Source organism: Candidatus Accumulibacter necessarius, from assembly GCF_036625085.1.
Window position 1 is genome coordinate 31,178 of record NZ_JAZKUM010000012.1, and the last position, 17,666, is coordinate 48,843.

The window sequence follows — 17,666 nt, forward strand, 5'->3', positions numbered from 1 at the left end:
ACCTCGCTACTGGCCGACCAGGCCAGCGCCAGGCGGCGCCTGGTGTGGCGGACCGCTTTCGCTGCCGACCCGGTAAATGGATCGATGGACAGGCGTGTCATGGTGGTTCCCGAGAAAGAGATTGGCGACATCGAACAAGGCCTGACGTGCGCCGCGATAGCCGACCCAGGTGCGCGCATAGCCACCGACCCAGTCGTACTGCGGGAAGCCGGCGCGCAGCAAGGGCAACTGCAGGCGTTCGGCGCTCGGCACGGCGTGCGAATTGGCAACCATGAGCTGGGCGCGGTGCGCCCGTGCCTCGCGCTCGAGGTCCTCGAGATCGCCGATGCGCACCGACGCAGCCGGCAGTTCGGCCAGCACCTCGGACCGTGCCGCGGCCACGGCGGCAACGATTTCAGCACCGACCCCGTGGAGAAACTGGCCGAGTGCCAGCAGGAGGTCGGGGTCGCCGGCAATCGCGACGCGCAGGAACCCGGTCATGAAATGGGTATCGACCATCGCATCCTGCAGCTGCGCCCGCTGACGATCGACCGACGCCGGTACCGGCTGCCCGGAGATCTCCGCCAGCGCAAGGGTGAAGGCGTCGCCGGCATCGAGGCCCAGCAGATGGTCAAAGCGATAGTCCGGCACGCCACTGCGCGTCTTCAACAGATCGGCTGCCCGTTGCAGCGAGCGGCCGATGACCAGCGTCGCCGCTGCTTCACCGAGCGTTGCGAGATCGCCCGTCGACGTTCCGCCGAGCGTCAGCGGCGATGTGTCCTGATCGACCAGATGGCCGTCGAGCGAGTCGCCGATATCGGGCAGCACCAGCGGCTGCAGGCCGAAGGCCTCGATCCACGCCTTGATCGCCTCGATGTCGCCGGGTGTCAGCATCGACGAAGCGAGCACGTTGACCTGGCGCGGGCGTCGTCCGGCCAGACACCTGCCTGCACTGTCGGGGACCAGCGTGTCGATGATCGCTTCCACGGCCAGCGCAAAGCCGGATTCGAGGCAACCGGAATAATCCGGGGTGTTCACCGGCACGACGGCGGTTGCCGAGAACTCCGGATGGCGGGCGCGGAACTCGCGTACCAGCCGTTGAACATCGCAGCCCTGGGTCTCCGAGAGCCCCGTCGTGGGCAGCCCGATCAGCTCCGGCGAGTTCTTCTCGCAAAGCACGCGCAAACCCTCGATGACGTTTTCGTCGGCGCTCATGATGCTCGACACCTGATCCATTGCCGTCGTCTGCAGCGGAATCGGTTCGCGGAAATGACGCACCAGGAAGACCTTGCCGAAAGCCGTGCAGCCCTGCGAGCCGTGCAGCATCGGAATCGCCCGGCGCATGCCGAGGAAGGCAAGCGCCGCGCCGATCGGCTGGCTGGCCTTGAGAGGATTGACCGTCAGCGGCTTGGCGCGCTTGAGGACTTCAGCCATCGCTTCCTCCCCGGACGGGCGGTGTTTCGTCCGCTGCCTGCTGTGCTGCCCACGGTGCCGGCGCCCGCACCTTGCGCCACACCGGCGACTCCAGGGTCAGCGCGAGCTGCCGTACCAGTTCGAGCATCCCGTCGTAGCCGGCGTAGCCGAATTCGCGTTCCTGGTTGATGTCGAGAAAGGGAATCCGCGCCTTCAACGCCGTGTACAGGTTGCGTCCCACCGGCGATCAGGATGTCCGCCCGGTAGTCCTTGCAGGCCTGCAGCAGCGCCTTGGGGCTGCCGTCGGTGATCATCCTCGTGGCGTCGCCCATGAGCTCGCGGATGCGCGCCTTGTCTTCCTCGGTGGATTTGTTGGTGCCGGTGGCGACCACCGTCATGCCGAGATCCTGCAGGGCGGAAACCACCGACCAGCTCTTCACGCCACCGGTGTAGAGCAGCACCCGCTTGCCGGCCAGCCGTGCCCGCCAGGGTTCGAGTGCGGCGCGAATCCGCGCCTCCTCGCGGGTGATCATCGCCTCGGTGCGCGCCGCAAGATCGGCGTCGCCGAGCAGCCGGGCGAAGTCGCGGAAGGCCTGCGAGGTGTCGCTGACGCCGTAGAAGCTGCCCTCGAAGAAGGGCACGCCAAAGTCGGCCTCGAGCTTTCGCGCGACATTGAGCAGCGCCTTGGCGCAGACCACCATCGATGCCTGCGCCCGGTGCATGGTCTGCACCTCATGGAAGCGCGCGTCGCCCGAGAGCGTGCACAGGATGCGCAAGCCGAGTTCGTCGAACAGCGGCGCCACGTACCAGAATTCGCCGGCAATGTTGTATTCGCCGATCAGGTTCACGTCATGCACCCTGATGCCTGGCCGTAGTGCGGCGGCGGGCAGCGGCTCCGGTTCGCGGCGACCGATCACGTACTTGAACATGGCTTCACCGGCGATGCGGTTGCCGAGGTTCTTGGTGCCGTAGAAGCCGGCGCAATCGACCGGCACCACCGGTACGCCCCAGCGTTCGCTGGCTGCCCTGGCCACCGCCTCAAGGTCGTCGCCAATCAGCGCCGGCACGCAGGTGGCGTAGACAAACACAGCCTTCGGTGCGTAGTCGTCGATCGCCTGCTTGATCGCCAGGAAAAGCCGTTTTTCGCCACGGCCCATGATCACGTCCTGCTCGGTGAGATCGGTGGTCATGCCGATCCGGTAAAGCGTCGGCCCCGACGAACGTGCGCCACGGTTGTCCCACGACGCGCCGGCGCAGGCGATTGGCCCATGGACGATATGCGCGACGTCGGCAATCGGCAGCAGGGCAATCTGCGCACCGTCAAAGGAACAGCCACCCGCCGTCGCCCCCGGGCGGGTGCGCGCACAACCGGATTTCTCGGTCCGGTTGTGGGTACAGGCGGGCTCGTTCAGCAGTTCGGTGATTTCGGCTGTCTTCATCGCATCAGTCCTCTGTTTCCTGTCGTGTCGCAATTGCCGTGCCAGCGCTAAGCACCTGATTCCTAGTCCTTGACCTTCCTCCAGGGCTTGTCGGCTTTGCGACATTGCGACATCGATCGCTGCGCTGGCGGGCGGGGCAAGACACCGCCACGGCCGGCCAGCGCCAGCGGCTTCACCCGGGAATCGCGCCACCTCCGGAGCTTTGGCATGAGTCTTGCGTAACCTGCCCATCCGCCATCCTCCGGAGCCGCGCATGCTTCACCTGACCGACAGGCTGCCCACCGTGCCGCATGGGGCCGACCTCCGTGCATTGGCCATTGCCGGCGTCGTCGGCAAGTCCCTGGCGGCGGGCCGCCGGCCGTTGATCCGCGGGGTTGCTGACGAACGCCTGCAGGCACTACTCGCTGCCCCGGGCCTCGACGGAACGTTGGTGCCGGCGGCCAGCGCGCCGGACGCTGACGCAGGCGGCGACGAATTTGCCGATCTGCTCGAGCTGCTGCGCGAAAACCTGGCGCAGCCGGACGAGTTCGGCGCCTGTCTGTGTTATGCGATCGCCAGCGCGGCCATGGGCGAGAATCATCTGTGGCAGGACATGGGCCTGCCCGACCGCGAGGCCCTGTCGGCGTTGCTGCGCGAGAACTTCCCTGAGCTGGCGGCGAAGAACATCGGCAATATGAAGTGGAAGAAGTTTTTCTACCGGCAGCTCTGCGAGCGCGCCGGCGTGCCGATCTGCAAGTCACCGCACTGTGCCGAGTGCTGCGATCGCGCGCTCTGCTTCGGACCGGAGGAAGGGTAGCGCTGACCGCGGCCACCGGCACCCGCGGTCGCGTCAGATACCCTGTCCCTGCCGCCGTGCCGCCGTGCCGCCAGCGCACAAGGCGGTCGCAAACCCGACAATTCTCCAACGCACTCCTTCAACGCACTCCGGCAACGTACTGATTTGTAATGGATTGAATGCTGGCACTCTAATTGCTAGTCCACACCCATGATGAACCATAAAGCTCCGACCGACATCGTCATCAACGACACCACCCTGCGCGACGGCGAGCAGTCGGCGGGTGTCGCCTTCAGTCTTGGCGAAAAGACCGGCATCGCGCGCGGCCTCGACGCTTTGGGCGTGCCCGAGCTGGAGATCGGGATTCCCGCCATGGGCGAGGCTGAACGCGAGAGCATCCGGGCGGTCGCGGCGCTGGGACTGAAGGCGCGCCTGATGGTGTGGACGCGAATGAACCGTGCCGACATTTCTCTGGCGGCGAATCTCGGTGCGCAGTTGATCGACATCTCCGTACCCGCCTCGGATCAACATCTCCAGGCGAAACTGCGACGTGATCGAAAGTGGCTGCTGACGCAGATCGGCGAGCATGTACAACTGGCGCGCGACCTCGGTTTCCGCGTCGGCATCGGCGCCGAGGATGCCTCGCGCGGCGACCCGGACCTGCTGGCGGCAATTGCCGAAGCGGCGCAGGTGGCCGGCGCGCAGCGCATTCGTTTTGCCGATACCCTGGGCGTTCTCGACCCCTTCGCGACCTTCGAGCGCATTCGTCACCTGCGCTCGCGATGCGATCTCGAAATCGAGATGCACGCCCACGACGACCTGGGGATGGCTACGGCGAATACGTTGGCGGCCGCACGTGCTGGCGCGACGCACCTCAACACGACCGTCAACGGCCTTGGCGAGCGCTGTGGCAACGCGCCGCTGGAAGAGGTCGTGCTCGGTCTGCATCTGTGCCAGGGAATCGGAACCGGGATTGATCTCGCCGGCTTCCCCGATATCTCGCAGCGCGTGGCCGTCGCTTCGGGACGCCCTCTGGCCTGGCAGAAGAGCATTGTCGGCGAAGGCGCCTTCACCCACGAGGCAGGGATTCACGTCGACGGTCTGCTCAAGGATCCGGCCAACTATCAAGGCTTTGATCCGCGTCTGGTCGGCCGTCGGCATCGCGTGGTTCTCGGCAAGCATTCCGGAGCGCGCGCCGTGCAGCAGGTGATGGCGGGCCTCGGCCATGACCTGTCGGACACTTCCGCGCGCGCCTTCCTGCAGCGACTGCGAAGCTTTGTCGTCGAGAAGAAGCAAGCGCCCTCGACGGCCGATCTCCTGGCCCTGCTGCGCTCCTGAGCCGATGATCAAGGAAAATGGCAATGGCTGACCGACTCGAACTGCTCGAACTGGGCGATGACGTGCTTTATTTCGACGAGCCCTGCCCGCCCCGGGTGGCGGCCCAGATCGACGCCGCGGCGCATGACTACGGCCAGCCGGTGGCCGAGCAGCGGCTGCTCTACGCCTACTTTCTGGCGCCCGAGCAGCTCTCGGTGCTGGTCGCACTCTACCGCTACTATTTCTATCAGCATCGCCTCGAGGATGCCCTGGTCGTCGCCGAACGGGCGCTGGAAGTCAGTGCCCGCCGCCTGCAACTGGTCGGCGGTTGGCGCAGCCTCGGGCCGCACACGCTGGGCGAGGCGGCCATGCGCTCGATGGGCATGCTGCGCTTCCATCTGCTGGCGCTCAAGGGATCAGCCGTGATTCTGCTGCGTCTCGGGCGAGTCAGCGAGGCGTGCACCCGCCTGCGGACGATTGCCCAAGTCGACCTCCGCGATGCTCTCGGTGCCCTGCCGCTGCTCGAGGTGGTCGATCGCCAGTCCGCCGCTGCCCCCGAACCCCTGGACTGAAAGAGGAGAAAGCCATGGCCTGTGCCAACGACACCTTTGAGGACGACCTCGCCGAGTTGACCTCGGCGGAAGAGTTCCTCGAGTACTTCGGCATCGACTTCGACGGTCGCGTGGTGCAGGTCAATCGCCTGCACATCCTGCAACGATTTCACGATTACCTGGCCAAGCAGGAAGCCGGCAAGGCGCCGGATTACGTCGCCTACCGCCACTGGCTGGCGCACGCCTACGCCGATTTCGTCGGCTCCAGCGCTCAGGCCGAAAAGGTCTTTGCCGTCTTCCGGAAGGCCGAGGGATCGTCTTTCCTACCCCTCTCCTCGCTGACGGACTGAGGCCGTGTTGCCGCGCTGGGACTACGGCGATGCGGTGCGCGTGACGCGCAATGTGCGCAACGATGGCACCTTCCCCGGCGTACCGACCGGCGACCTGCTGGTGCGACGCGGGCGCATCGGGCATGTCCGCGATGTCGGTACCTTTCTTCAGGATCAGATCATCTATTCCGTCCACTTCCTCGACGAGGGTCGGCTGGTCGGCTGTCGTGAAGAAGAGCTGGTCGGCGTCGACGAGCCCTGGATCGAAAGCCGCTTCGAGGTCCGCCAGCGGGTGCGCGTACTGCGTCCGCTGGCCGTGGGCGGGGAGGTCCGGGTGCCGGCCGGCAGTCATGGCGAAATCCTCAATCTCGAGAAATCGGCGACCGAGGGTGTCGTCTATCAGACGCACTTCGACTGCCTCGCAGGCATCCCCCTGCGGGTACCCGAGGCCGCGCTGGGCGAATGGCGGCGGCCAGACGATGCCTGAACCGGGCAGCATCTACCGCTCGATCAAGCTCGCCGCGCAGTTGTTCGGCAAGCCGCTGGAGTCTCTCGCACCGGAAGAACTGCACCGGGTGACCAGGGTCGCCGCCCGGCAGCAGGAGATCGAGACCCTGATCCTGGAGACACCGGAAGCGGCCAGCGTGATGCTGCCGGCGGCCTCGATCGACGCCAGCCTGACGGAAATACGCGGGCGTTACGGCGACGACGACGAGTATCACGCGGAACTCGAGCGCCTTGGCCTGGATGGGGCGTCGCTGCGCCAGGCGGTGGCGCGCGACCTGGTCGTCGAGGCGGTGCTGGAAAGGGTCGCCGCAAGGTCGGCGGCGGTCAGCGATACCGACATCGAGATCTTCTGGTACATGAACCAGCAACGCTTCCGCCATGGCGAAACGCGCGTGCTTCGACACCTGCTGGTGACCATCAACGAGGGTCTGGCGGGGAGCGGTCGGCAGGCCGCACGCGCCCGCATCGACGCCATTCACGCCCGCCTGCGCAAGGAACCGCAGCGCTTTGCGGAGCAGGCCCTCAAGCATTCCGAATGCCCGACGGCAATCCATGGCGGCCTGCTCGGCCCCGTGCCGCGCGGCCGCCTCTATCCGCAGCTCGATGCGGTCGCCTTCAGCCTCGCCGAGGGGATGCTCTCGGAGGTGATCGAGAGCGAACTCGGCTACCACCTGGTCCGCTGCGAAACCATCCAGCACGAACGGCTGCTGAGCCTCCCGGAAGCACGCCAGACGATCCGCGAACATCTCGAAGGGCAACAGCAGGCCCTCTGCCAGAAGGCGTGGATCAGGGCACTGCGCCGGGCTGGCGCCCGCCCTTGACCCGGCTCCTGGCCGGCAATTTGCGCGCCCGATTCTCTGGTGGCGCTAACTTCCCGCCGTTTCTGGCCGCTCTGGATACCGGCTTCTCGGACAAGGACCCTCGTGCGATCGACGCTCGATTTCCGAGTGGGCAAGCAGCGGTGGGAATTGCATATACTGTCCCCGGAACTCCTGCGATGCATTCATCGGATTTCTGCTTGGACTCTGGCCAGAAGGATTGCCCCCGAAAGAAGGAAAACCCCGAGCGACATCATGGCAATCCGCTGGCTGCCAGCCATTGAGCTGACCGCTCCGAACAGCAACGGCCCGAGAGCCGACGAAGCACGCCCTGCCAGTGCATGGAAGCCGAAATACTCCCCTGCCCGGTCCGGCGGGACCATTCGCGAATACATGCTGCGTAGAAGGCTCTGGGTAGAACCGAGAACCAGGCCCAAGGTCATCGCGATGGCCAGCGGAGCATGTTCACCGTCAGCCAGGCCCATCAGAGCAAGCACCACCCCCCAGATTACTAACGTCACATTGACTGCGCCAAACTGGCTCCAGCGGTCGCCGAGCCAGCCGAAAAAAACCGTCGCTGGAATGGCGATCAACTGAAAAGTCAGCGAGAGGATCAAGATCTCCTGCATGCTGAGCCCGAATGTCGCCTTGAGAAAAATGGCCGTGAAATAGAGCACCGTGACCATGGCGTCATTGATCAGGTAATACGCGAGGAGAAACTTGGGGATTTGGCGCTCTTGGCGCCAGGAGCCCACGGTATTCCAGAGGCGTTGATACGGGTTGGTCTTTTCGCCCTTGCGGTCGACCTTGTTTTCTGCCGGAAATCCCAGCATCGACATCATGCCAAGCGTCAGCAAGAAACCTGCGGTGACCAGAAAGGCATTGGCGAAATAAGCCTCGTTGCCAGCGACGATGCCGGTGCGGATGAATGGCAGGCACAAGAAGAAGCATGCGATTCCGCCAAGATAACTCAGCCCCCATGCCATGCCGGAAATGCGGGCCGAGGTTTGCGGCGTCGAAATCTCGGGCAAGTAGGAGTTGTAGAGTGCTGTTGCCAGCAAGCAAGCCAGTTGGGCAGCGATGAACAGCAGCATGCCGGCCAGGATGTCGCCTTGGCCAAGCGTACCCAACAGCGCACTGGCTGCCGCGCAGATCATGGTTGCCCCGGCCAGCATTGCGCGCCGGTGACCACCGGCATCGGCGACGGCCCCCAGCCACGGACCCAATAACCCGGCGGCAACCAGCGGAATTGCCACCGCCAGCGACCAGAGCCCATCCGCAGAAGGATGGCCGGCGGCGACAAAGGAGGTGAAATAAATGGCAAAGCCGACTGCCGGAATCATCAGGCCATAACCGTGAACGGCAATGTCGTAAGCGATCCAGGCTGCGATGGCGCGACGCTTCAACGACGCTCCTCGGCTAACTCGTCGATCCGGCGTGGCCACCAGGCGAATCGCTGTAGCTCGAATAGATCGCGAACAGCCTGTTTTCGAGTTCGATTGCCTCCGCTTCGACTTCTCTCATCCGTGCCATGAACTCGATGGCTGCAGGGGAATGCGTCCGATCCTTCCTGGAAATGAACCCGTATTGGTTACGCATCCAGGGAGTACTGAAATCGAGAATCACGAGATCACCAGACTCCAACTCGGGAGCAATACAGCCGGGCGTTATGGGTAGGAGGGCATCACAGCCCAAGGCAATACTTCGCGCAGCAGCGAGCGAATCGACTGTGATGGCCGGGCGAAAATTCTTTGTGTCCTCGTCGATACGCCCTGCTGCACCGCCCGGGGAAAGGAGAGCGGCCAGTGCAGGCGGCATGATGGTGCCAACAATCGGAAACTGCAGAAGGTCGTCGAGCGACAGTGCGCGTCTGCCTGCAAGCGGGTGCTCCCGACGGCAACAGCAAGCGACGGCATGCTCGGGCAGGAGTTCGAAGGTCAGGCGGGCGAAATCCTCGCAGTGACGTATGTCTGCCACGCCAATATCGATATCGCCACTGAGAACCCTATTAACGATCGCTGGCGCGCTATCCATGTCGATCCTGACCTGCAGCTTCGTGTTCCGGGTGATCAGCTTTGCGACCGCGTGGCTAATGGAGATTTCAAAGGGAAACGGCCCTGCACCAATGAAAAGTTCGCCAACTTCGATGCCCTGAATCAGAAAAATCTCGCGGCGAAGTTCTTTTTCCTTCTTGAGAATGTCGTGGCCGCGGCCGATGACAGTCTGTCCGAATATCGTCGGCTCGACGCCGGCTGACGTTCGATCGAACAACTGCACGCCTAGAGATTGCTCCAACCCGGCAATGCTGCGTGACAGGGCGGGCTGCGAGATATGCAGCGCTTCTGCAGCACGGGCAAAGTTCCGGTGCTTGCTCAGGGCAAGCACCTGGCGCAGGAGGCGGATATCGATCGTCATGCGCCTAGATTATCACGTCAATTCTTAAAATGCATTGGACGCATGTCGAGGATGCTGTTCTACTTCGACAGACTAAAGACTGCGCAACTGCGGCGGGCTGCCCGCAAGCGGCGTGTTTTTCCATTGAAGATGCATACTGGATCAAGGAGATTTCTATGCTTCATACCAAACTGGCGCTGGGGTTGCTGACTCTGGCGCTATCGGCCCCATTCGCGCACGCTCAAACAGCCGCGCCGGAGCCTGCGAAATCAGTTGTGCGTGCCGTCGATCCGGCTTCGATCCAGGCGCTCAGGGACATGGGCCTGCATCTGCAGACTCTGAAGCGCTTCCAGGTATCGACCGAATTGACCGGCGAGCGGGTTCTCGCCGACGGCCAGAAACTGCAGCACTCGGCGACGGCGAAGATCGAGGCCGTGCGTCCCAACATGCTGCGCGCCCGCATGTTCAGCGCGCGCGCCGAACGCGAGATTTTCTACGACGGCAAGCTGGCGACCATCTCCATCCCGGCGCAAAAGGCCTACTCGACCGTCGAATTCACGGGGAACCTCGGCGAACTGGTCAGCAAACTTGAGGAAAGGTACGGCGTCGAGATTCCGATGTCCGACATGTTCCTCTGGGGCACCCCGGCCGCGCCGCTCGACAAGATCGACTCGGCGATGAATGCCGGCCAGGACTTCATCGACAACGACCTGTGTGACCATTACGCCTTTCGCCAGGGCAACACCGACTGGCAGATCTGGATCACCACCGGGGCCAAGCCGCTGCCACGCAAGCTCGTGATCACCGATCGATCCGACGAGGCACGTCCGCAGTCGGTCCAGTATTTCGACTGGAACCTCAAGCCGACCTTCAAGGACAGCATCTTCAAATTCACGCCGCCCAAGGGCGCGACCGCAGTCGAACTTCGTTCGCTGGAAAAAAAGTAAAGGAGCGCCAAAATGAAAAAATCATTCAGCAAGTTGTTCGCGACCCCCCTGGCGGTGCTCGTCTTGGCCAGCTTTGCCTTGGCGCCGATCGCTGAGGCACGTGGTGGTGGCGGTGGCGGCGGTCATGGGGGGGGTGGTGGCCATGCCGGTGCGCGTGCCGGGGGAGGTGGCGGTGGTGGCGCCAAACAGGTCAATAACGCCAATCGCGACGTGCGGGCCAACAATGTGCGCAGCACCAGTGTGAACAACGTCAACAATCGGAACACCAACATCAACGCCAACAAGAACGTCAATGTCAATGTGGATCGCAACCGCGGCGGTTGCTGTGGTGGCGGCTGGGACAATGACTACCATCCGGTCGCAACGGCGGCCGCGGTCACGGCCGCCGTTGTTGTCACCTCCGCCGTCGTCGGCTCGATGGTGCGTACCGTTCCCGCCAACTGCGTGCCGGTCAACTACGGTGGCTATATTTACCAGCAGTGCGGCAGTACCTGGTATCAGCCACAGGGCTCGCAGTACGTGGTGATCAACCCGCCGTACTGAAATTGTCAAGAAAGGGCCGTCGACCGTAACAGGGAGCGGCCCCGTTTCGATTCCTGAGGCGAATTCCAGGAATTGCCATCCCAAACCGTCCAGGAGTTCCGTCATTCCCGCGCAAGCGGGAATCCAGTCACAGACTCTGTCCGACATCGGCCCAAACGGTGGATCCCCGCTTTCTCGGGCATGACGGCCGTCGTTTATCGGCACCTCTATCTCGGGAAATCGCCTGAAATGCCACGCGAATGTTTCGCCTTCAGCATCTGCCCAGTTTTTGCCGGCAGGTGAATTCATCAGCAAGTTTGCGAACATCCGCATGCTGAGGGGTTAGCGATGTCCGAAGATTTCCGAACACATTGTCAGTACCGTTCGACCGACCTGTGGTGTTATCTGGAGGTTGCACTTGCTGTGGCCTTGGCGTTCCCTGCGGCTGCTTTGGCCCAGGAACGGGTCAGCAACGACGAGCTGGCGGCCCAGGCCACCGACCCGACTGCATCGCTGATGTCGTTCCAGCTGAACGACTGGTACACGCCACGCTTCCACGGCCTCGACGACTCCGCCAACCAGCTCGTGTTCCGCGCCGCGATTCCGTTCTCGTTCGCGGAAACGAATCATATCTTCCGCATCACCCAGCCTTACGTGACGTCCTCACCTTCGGGCGCGACCGGGCTCGCCGACACCACGGTCTTCGATCTGATGGTGTTCAACCAGTCCTGGGGGCGCTGGGGTGTCGGTGTCTCGGGAACGCTGCCGACCGGAAAGGACGGGCTGACGACCGACAAATGGACTGCCGGTCCGGCGGCGGGCTTCGTCAACTCATCTAACAAGACCTACAGTTGGGGCCTGTTCACCCAGACCTTCTTTTCGTTCGCGGGAAAGGACAGCGCGGCCGCCGTCGGTCTCGTGAATCTACAGCCGATCTTCAGCTACCAGCTCGGCGGGGGGCGCTCGCTCTCCCTCGGTAACAGTGCGTTTGTTTACGACACCGAGAAATCGCGCTGGGCGTCGCTGCTGGTCGGCGTCAATTATGGTCAGGTCATCAGCTTCGCAGGGCAGCAGTGGCGGCCCAATTTTGAAGTCAACTATGACTTCAGGGACCTTGTGGGTAATCAGCAGTGGCTTGTCCGTGCTGGCATCACACTGCTGGTGCCGGCTTTATAAAAAAACGAAACTTGAGGAAATCACAGTCATGTCTTCATCACGATTCAACTGCTTGAGGAAACTGGTCCTCCATGCTTGTGTGGCCATCACAGCCCTGGCCGCTGCCGTCGCGCACGCCCAGGGAGGCAAGCCGCCAAACATCCTCGTCATCTTCGGCGACGACATCGGCTACATGAACGTATCGTCGTTCGGCGGCGACCTCATGGGAGTGAAGACGCCCAACATCGACCGCATCGGTCGCGAAGGTCTCCGGCTGACGAGTTTCTATGCTCAGCCGAGTTGTACGGCCGGCCGTGCCGCCTTCATCACCGGCCAGTTGCCGATTCGCACCGGGCTGACGACGGTGGGCACTACGGGTTCACCGGCCGGACTGAAGAAGGAGGACGTGACGCTCGCCGAGATCCTCAAGGCGCGCGGTTACTCAACTGCCCAGTTCGGCAAGAACCATCTGGGCGATCTCGAAGAGCACCTGCCGCACCGTCACGGCTTCGACGAGTTCTGGGGCAATCTGTACCACCTGAACGCCAACGAAGACCTCGAAGATCCCGATCGGCCGACCGGCGCCGCGTTCCGCAAGAAGTTCGACCCGCGCGGCATCGTCGCCGGTACCGCTGATGGCCCGACCCGGGACGAGGGGCCGCTGAGCGTCAAGCGCATGGAGACCTTCGACGATGAAGTGGCTGCCAAGTCGATCGACTACCTGGATCGCCGGGCCAAGGACGGCAAGCCCTTCTTCCTCTGGCACAACTCGACGCGAAACCACGTCTTCCTGCACCTTAAGGCTGCTGCGCAAGGCCAGTCGCGCGCGGGCCGCGAAGACGTCTACGGCAACGCGCTGAAGGAGCACGACGCGCATGTGGGCCAACTGCTGGACAAGCTGGAGCAGACCGGACTGGACAAGAACACCATCGTCATCTACACCTCCGACAACGGCGCCTACCAGTACATGTGGCCGGAGGGCGGCACCTCGCCGTTCCGTGGCGACAAGGGGACGACTTGGGAAGGCGGCTTGCGCGTGCCCTTTGTGGTGCGTTGGCCGGGCGCACCTGCCGGCCGGGTGAGCAGCGAGATCGTCGACATGACCGATCTGTTGCCTACGCTCGCCGCGGCCGCCGGCGAACCGGGCATCGTCGACAAGCTGAAGAAGGGCGGCCCGATCGGCGGGCGCAACTTCAAGCTGCACCTCGATGGCGTCGACCAGACAGCGCTGTTCACGGGCAAGAGCGAGGAGTCCGCGCGCAGCCACATCTTCTACTACGACGAAACCGTGCTCACGGCCATCCGCTACAAGCAGTTCAAGGTCACCTTCTCGGCGAAGGAAGGTGGGCACTGGGATGACCCGCTGCTGAGCCTGGGGCGGCCGATGGTGACAAACCTGTTGATGGACCCGTTCGAGCGTCAGTGGGGCAACGAGAACCGCAAGTACGCCGAAATCAAGGGCTGGGTACTCACGCCGATCCTGGGCCTGGCGATGCAGCACCTGACGAGCTTCAAGGAGTATCCGGTGCGGCAAGTGGGGCTGAGTGCCGACGTGGGCAAGACGCTCGAAGGCGTGCAGTCGCAGATCCTGAAGATGCAGCAGGCGAACTAGCATGGCCAAGAAGCGCGCACCTTCGGGGTCTATGCTGACCCCCGAGTCATCGACCCTGACGCCCGCCATCGCCGTGCCCTTCGTCCGGGGAACGGCGCTGGCGTTGCTGGCACTCGCATGCCCGCTCGCCGCGCTGGCCTCGGAGGGTGGGACGGGCCGCTACATCCCGGGCGGCGCGGCAACGCTGATCGATCTCCCGCCAACGAAGCCCGGGTGGGTCGTCGAGCCGATTTTTCTCAGTTACAGCGGCAGCGCACCGGCGTCCAGGAGCATCCCGATCGCGGGGACACTCGCTGCCAACGTGAGCGCGAAGAGCAACGCCGTTCTGCTCGGCGGACTGTATACGTTTGAACCAACGGTGCTCGGGGGCGCCCACTACAGCGTGGGGGCCTATCTGCCTTACGTCTCGATGGACGTTGAGGCGAGTCTCAATACAGCGCTCGGCACCGTTCGGCGTAAGGATAGCGCCTCGGGCATCGGCGACCTGACGTTGATTCCTGTCATGCTGGCCTGGAAGGCGGACCACTGGCAAACCAGCGCATTCCTCCCGATCTACGCCCCGACGGGCCAATACAAAGAGGGTCGCCTCGCCAATCCGGGTCTCAACTACTGGACCTTCGATCCCACCGTTGGGGTGTCCTACAACAACGACAAGAATGGTTTCAACGCGGCGCTGTTCACGGGCATCGCGCTCAACACCGAAAACAACGCCACCAACTACACCAGCGGCTCGACGTTGCACTTCGACGGCAGCGTACAGCAGTTGCTGCCGCTAGGCTCCGGTTATCTTGGCATCGGCGCCCAAGCGTTCTATCTGCAGCAGGTGACCGCAGACAGTCGCGGGAATGGGCGCCTCGGCGACTTCAAGGGCCGCACGTCGGGTATCGGGCCGGTCCTGACCTACATCGTGCCTCGCGGCCCAGACACCTTAGTCGCCGAGTTGCGGTGGCTGAGAGAGACCAACGTGAAGAATCGGCTCGAAGGCGATTATTTGTGGCTGAAGATCGTTTATCAGTTTTGAGATAGGTACGTCCGCTTCACAGCGCAGGCAAGGCGGCGCAAGCCGCGCCATCGACCTGCGCGGTATCGGCAAGCGCAGCGTCCGCAGGATCGATTTCTGGTACGACACCAAAGGCTGCCTGAAGGATAAGGCGTATGAGCAGTGTTCAGGATGAGATTAGCGGCGCCACTTACAAGCAATGCCCGCCGATGGAAGTCGGCTTCAGAAAAGGGGAGCAATTCATGCAACGAAACGCCACTTCTACCTTCTGCAGCGCCATCCTCGGCATGCTGTTGGCGATCGGCGCCTCAGCCCAGGAAATCCTGCCGTTCCCGCCCACCCCATCCGGCTCGAAGGCGGGGCTGACGATGGAAACCTCGACTTACAAGAAGCGCGTCGAGCCCAGGCGCCTGGCCGACGGCGCGCCGAACATCCTGATCATCCTGATGGACGATGTCGGGCCCGGTACGCCTTCCACCTACGGCGGCGAGATCAACACCCCGACGCTTGATCGCGTGGCGAAGATGGGCGTTTCCTACAACCGCTTCCACTCCACCGCGATGTGCTCGCCGACGCGGGCGGCGCTGCTCACCGGGCGCAACCACACCTTCGTCGGCAATGGCCAGATCGCGGCGATCGCCAACGACTTCGACGGCTTCAGCGGAACCATCCCGAAGACCTCGGCGACGGTGGCCGAGGTGCTCAAGAATTACGGCTACAACACTGGCGCCTGGGGCAAGTGGCACAACACGCCCGAAGAGCAGATCACCAGCAAGGGGCCGTTCGACTACTGGCCGACCGGCTATGGCTTCGAATACTTCTACGGCTTCCTCGCCGGCGAGGCGTCGCAGTATGAGCCAACGCTGACGCGTAATACCAGCCCCGTCATCCAGCATCCGAAGAAAGGCTACCACCTGACCGAAGACATCGCCGAAGACGCCATCAACTGGCTGCGCGAACAGAAAGCCTATGCGCCCGACAAGCCCTTCTTCATGTACTGGGCGCCGGGTGCATCGCACGGACCGCACCAGGTGATGAAGGAATGGGCCAACAAGTACCAGGGCAAGTTCGACGACGGCTGGGACAAGTACCGCGAACGCACCTTTGTTCGCGCCAAGGCCAAGGGCTGGATCCCGCAGGACGCACAGCTCACGCCGCGCCCGGCGTCGATGGCCTCGTGGGACTCGATCCCCGAGGCCGAGAGGCCGTTCCAGCGCCGCCTGATGGAAGTCTTCGCCGGTTTCACCGAGCACGCCGACGTCAACGCGGGCAAGGTCATCGCCGAGATCGAGCGCCAGGGCCGGCTCGACAACACGCTGATCTTTTACATCTGGGGCGACAACGGCTCCTCTTCGGAGGGGCTGTACGGCACCATCAGCGAACAACTGGCGCAGAACGGTATCCCGACCACCATCGCGCAGCACTTGAAGGCACTCGAGGAGCTGGGCGGGCTCGATGCTCTGGGTGGCCCGAAGACCGACAACATGTACCACGCCGCCTGGGCCTGGGCCGGCAGCACGCCCTACCAGGGCACCAAGCTCCAGGGCGCGTATTTCGGCGGTACCCGCCAGCCGATGGCCGTGGCCTGGCCGAAGCGCATCAAGGCCGACGCAACGGCGCGACCGCAGTTCCACCACGTGATCGACATCGTGCCGACGATCTATGAGCTGACCAAAATCAAGCCGCCGCGCATCGTTAACGGATTCAAGCAGGACCCGATCGCCGGCGTCAGCATGGTGTACGCGCTGGGTGATGCCAAGGCGCCGGGAACGCGCAAGACGCAGTTTTTCGACATCATGGCCAGTCGCGGCATCTACCACGAAGGCTGGTTCGCCAGCGCCCCGGGGCCGCGCGAACCCTGGGTCGGCGGCATGCCCAAGGGCATCAAGGAATGGTCGCCGCTGACCGACAAGTGGGAGCTGTACCACATCGACCAGGACTGGAGTCAGGCGAAGGACCTTGCAAGCGAGAACCCCAAGAAGCTCGAGCAGATGAAGGCGCTGTTCATCGAGGAATCGAAGAAGAACAAGAACCTGCCCATCGGCGGCGGGCTGTGGTCCACCGCCATGTTCCATCCGGAAGACGCTCCGGCTTCGCCCCTGACCGAGTGGACCTTCGATTTCCCGATCACGCGCATGCCGGAATCCGCCGCACCGAAGCTCGGCAAGGTGGACAGCCTGGTCACCATGGAGGTGGATGTGCCGGCGAACGCGAACGGCGTGTTGTACGCGCTGGCCGGCTTTTCCGGTGGCATCACGACCTACATGAAAGACGGCTTCCTGAACTATGAGTTCAACCTGTTCGAGGTCCAACGTACGAAGATCAGATCCAAAGAAAAGCTGCCGCAGGGCAAGGCCATGATCGAAGTTGAATCGAAGCTTGTCGACAAGATCGGCGGCCCGATGGACATCGTTATGCGGGTGAACGGGAACGTTGTCGGCCAGGAGCGCGTACCGGCAGCGATGTCGCTGCACTTCACGTCGAATGCCACCTTCGATATCGGTACCGACCTCGACTCGCCGGTGTCGCTTGATTACTACGACCAGGCACCGTTTGCCTTCAACGGCACCATAGGCAAGACCAAGATCACCTACCTGAAAAAATAAAGGAGATACCAATGAACGCCAAGAAACTGCTTTCCCTGTCGGTTCTCGCCTCTGGTTTTCTGGCCACGGCCAGTTTCCCAGTGCTGGCCGGTCTGCTTGATCCCGATTGCACGCCGGAAAAAGCGGCCAAGAGTGCTGCCGCCAAATCTACGGTGGGTGTCGGCGGACGCTGTTCCGCTGGCGAGGCCGCCAAGGATTCGGCCAAGCGTACCGCCGGGATCGAAGACAAGGGACCGCTGGAGAAGAAGGGCAAGGATGATTCGGGCCCGGCCAAGAGTGCTGTGAAAAAGGCTGCCGACTGA

At 63.2% G+C, this 17,666-nt stretch carries 16 protein-coding genes and 1 pseudogene; 13 read left to right on the forward strand and 4 right to left on the reverse strand.

Features of this window, described 5'->3' with window-relative positions:
- Window positions 1-6 precede the first annotated feature (6 nt).
- On the reverse strand, window positions 7-1,413 hold the full coding sequence (nifN, locus tag V5B44_RS23565; RefSeq protein WP_332361467.1) for a nitrogenase iron-molybdenum cofactor biosynthesis protein NifN: 1,407 nt from the start codon (window positions 1,411-1,413) through the stop codon (window positions 7-9).
- Window positions 1,406-2,831 (reverse strand): annotated as a pseudogene (nifE, locus tag V5B44_RS23570) (nitrogenase iron-molybdenum cofactor biosynthesis protein NifE). Before nifE ends, nifN begins: the two are co-directional and overlap by 8 nt.
- 253 nt (window positions 2,832-3,084) lie before the next feature.
- Here nifE and V5B44_RS23575 point away from each other — a divergent pair.
- From V5B44_RS23575 to nifM, 6 genes are all read left to right on the forward strand, one after another.
- Entirely contained in the window at window positions 3,085-3,627 is a 543-nt protein-coding gene (locus V5B44_RS23575; protein WP_332361468.1) for a nitrogen fixation protein NifQ, read from the forward strand.
- A gap of 189 nt (window positions 3,628-3,816) precedes the next feature.
- Window positions 3,817-4,944 carry a homocitrate synthase gene (nifV, locus tag V5B44_RS23580; RefSeq protein ID WP_332361469.1) on the forward strand — a complete coding sequence of 376 codons (1,128 nt, stop codon included), beginning with the start codon at window positions 3,817-3,819 and terminating at the stop codon, window positions 4,942-4,944.
- A 23-nt stretch (window positions 4,945-4,967) separates the two neighbouring features.
- On the forward strand, window positions 4,968-5,495 hold the full coding sequence (locus tag V5B44_RS23585; RefSeq protein ID WP_332361470.1) for a hypothetical protein: 528 nt from the start codon (window positions 4,968-4,970) through the stop codon (window positions 5,493-5,495).
- 14 nt (window positions 5,496-5,509) lie between these two features.
- Entirely contained in the window at window positions 5,510-5,824 is a 315-nt protein-coding gene (gene nifW, locus V5B44_RS23590; RefSeq protein ID WP_332361471.1) for a nitrogenase-stabilizing/protective protein NifW, read from the forward strand.
- Between the two features lie 4 nt (window positions 5,825-5,828).
- The gene (locus V5B44_RS23595) at window positions 5,829-6,290 is read left to right on the forward strand and encodes a nitrogen fixation protein NifZ (protein ID WP_332361472.1); all 462 of its coding nucleotides are present in this window, start codon (window positions 5,829-5,831) and stop codon (window positions 6,288-6,290) included.
- Complete coding sequence (gene nifM / locus V5B44_RS23600; RefSeq protein WP_332361473.1) at window positions 6,283-7,131, forward strand: nitrogen fixation protein NifM; 849 nt, start codon at window positions 6,283-6,285, stop codon at window positions 7,129-7,131. Before V5B44_RS23595 ends, nifM begins: the two co-directional genes overlap by 8 nt.
- Window positions 7,132-7,313: 182 nt before the next feature.
- On the opposite strand, the gene V5B44_RS23605 is transcribed toward nifM, so the two are convergent.
- Together V5B44_RS23605 and V5B44_RS23610 are read right to left on the reverse strand one after the other, a co-directional pair.
- Window positions 7,314-8,534, reverse strand: coding sequence for an MFS transporter (locus V5B44_RS23605; RefSeq protein ID WP_332361474.1), 1,221 nt, complete (start codon window positions 8,532-8,534; stop codon window positions 7,314-7,316).
- 13 nt (window positions 8,535-8,547) lie between these two features.
- On the reverse strand, window positions 8,548-9,543 hold the full coding sequence (locus tag V5B44_RS23610; RefSeq protein WP_332361475.1) for a LysR family transcriptional regulator: 996 nt from the start codon (window positions 9,541-9,543) through the stop codon (window positions 8,548-8,550).
- A 155-nt stretch (window positions 9,544-9,698) separates the two neighbouring features.
- On the opposite strand from V5B44_RS23610, the gene V5B44_RS23615 reads away from it, so the two are divergent.
- The 7 genes from V5B44_RS23615 to V5B44_RS23645 all read left to right on the forward strand — a co-directional run bounded on the left by V5B44_RS23615 (window position 9,699) and on the right by V5B44_RS23645 (window position 17,666).
- The gene (locus V5B44_RS23615) at window positions 9,699-10,469 is read left to right on the forward strand and encodes a DUF2092 domain-containing protein (protein ID WP_332361476.1); all 771 of its coding nucleotides are present in this window, start codon (window positions 9,699-9,701) and stop codon (window positions 10,467-10,469) included.
- Window positions 10,470-10,481: 12 nt separating this feature from the next.
- Window positions 10,482-11,012: a hypothetical protein gene (locus tag V5B44_RS23620; protein WP_332361477.1), complete on the forward strand. Its 531-nt coding sequence runs from the start codon at window positions 10,482-10,484 to the stop codon at window positions 11,010-11,012.
- A 327-nt stretch (window positions 11,013-11,339) separates the two neighbouring features.
- Complete coding sequence (locus V5B44_RS23625) at window positions 11,340-12,167, forward strand: hypothetical protein (protein WP_332361478.1); 828 nt, start codon at window positions 11,340-11,342, stop codon at window positions 12,165-12,167.
- 79 nt (window positions 12,168-12,246) lie between these two features.
- Entirely contained in the window at window positions 12,247-13,758 is a 1,512-nt protein-coding gene (locus tag V5B44_RS23630; RefSeq protein WP_332361479.1) for an arylsulfatase, read from the forward strand.
- A gap of 31 nt (window positions 13,759-13,789) precedes the next feature.
- Window positions 13,790-14,779 (forward strand): SphA family protein, encoded by a 990-nt coding sequence (locus V5B44_RS23635; protein ID WP_332361480.1) that lies wholly within the window; start codon window positions 13,790-13,792, stop codon window positions 14,777-14,779.
- Between the two features lie 266 nt (window positions 14,780-15,045).
- On the forward strand, window positions 15,046-17,364 hold the full coding sequence (locus tag V5B44_RS23640; RefSeq protein ID WP_332361596.1) for an arylsulfatase: 2,319 nt from the start codon (window positions 15,046-15,048) through the stop codon (window positions 17,362-17,364).
- An 11-nt stretch (window positions 17,365-17,375) separates the two neighbouring features.
- Entirely contained in the window at window positions 17,376-17,666 is a 291-nt protein-coding gene (locus tag V5B44_RS23645; RefSeq protein ID WP_332361481.1) for a hypothetical protein, read from the forward strand.

Excerpts from the sequence above, each read along its gene's own strand:
- nifN (WP_332361467.1), bottom strand. The coding sequence starts at position 1,413 with ATGGCTGAAGTCCTCAAGCGCGCCAAGCCGCTGACGGTCAATCCTCTC.
- V5B44_RS23575 (WP_332361468.1), top strand. The coding sequence starts at position 3,085 with ATGCTTCACCTGACCGACAGGCTGCCCACCGTGCCGCATGGGGCCGAC.
- nifV (WP_332361469.1), top strand. The coding sequence starts at position 3,817 with ATGATGAACCATAAAGCTCCGACCGACATCGTCATCAACGACACCACC.
- V5B44_RS23585 (WP_332361470.1), top strand. The coding sequence starts at position 4,968 with ATGGCTGACCGACTCGAACTGCTCGAACTGGGCGATGACGTGCTTTAT.
- nifW (WP_332361471.1), top strand. The coding sequence starts at position 5,510 with ATGGCCTGTGCCAACGACACCTTTGAGGACGACCTCGCCGAGTTGACC.
- nifM (WP_332361473.1), top strand. The coding sequence starts at position 6,283 with ATGCCTGAACCGGGCAGCATCTACCGCTCGATCAAGCTCGCCGCGCAG.
- V5B44_RS23610 (WP_332361475.1), bottom strand. The coding sequence starts at position 9,543 with ATGACGATCGATATCCGCCTCCTGCGCCAGGTGCTTGCCCTGAGCAAG.
- V5B44_RS23615 (WP_332361476.1), top strand. The coding sequence starts at position 9,699 with ATGCTTCATACCAAACTGGCGCTGGGGTTGCTGACTCTGGCGCTATCG.
- V5B44_RS23620 (WP_332361477.1), top strand. The coding sequence starts at position 10,482 with ATGAAAAAATCATTCAGCAAGTTGTTCGCGACCCCCCTGGCGGTGCTC.
- V5B44_RS23625 (WP_332361478.1), top strand. The coding sequence starts at position 11,340 with ATGTCCGAAGATTTCCGAACACATTGTCAGTACCGTTCGACCGACCTG.
- V5B44_RS23635 (WP_332361480.1), top strand. The coding sequence starts at position 13,790 with ATGCTGACCCCCGAGTCATCGACCCTGACGCCCGCCATCGCCGTGCCC.
- V5B44_RS23640 (WP_332361596.1), top strand. The coding sequence starts at position 15,046 with ATGCTGTTGGCGATCGGCGCCTCAGCCCAGGAAATCCTGCCGTTCCCG.
- V5B44_RS23645 (WP_332361481.1), top strand. The coding sequence starts at position 17,376 with ATGAACGCCAAGAAACTGCTTTCCCTGTCGGTTCTCGCCTCTGGTTTT.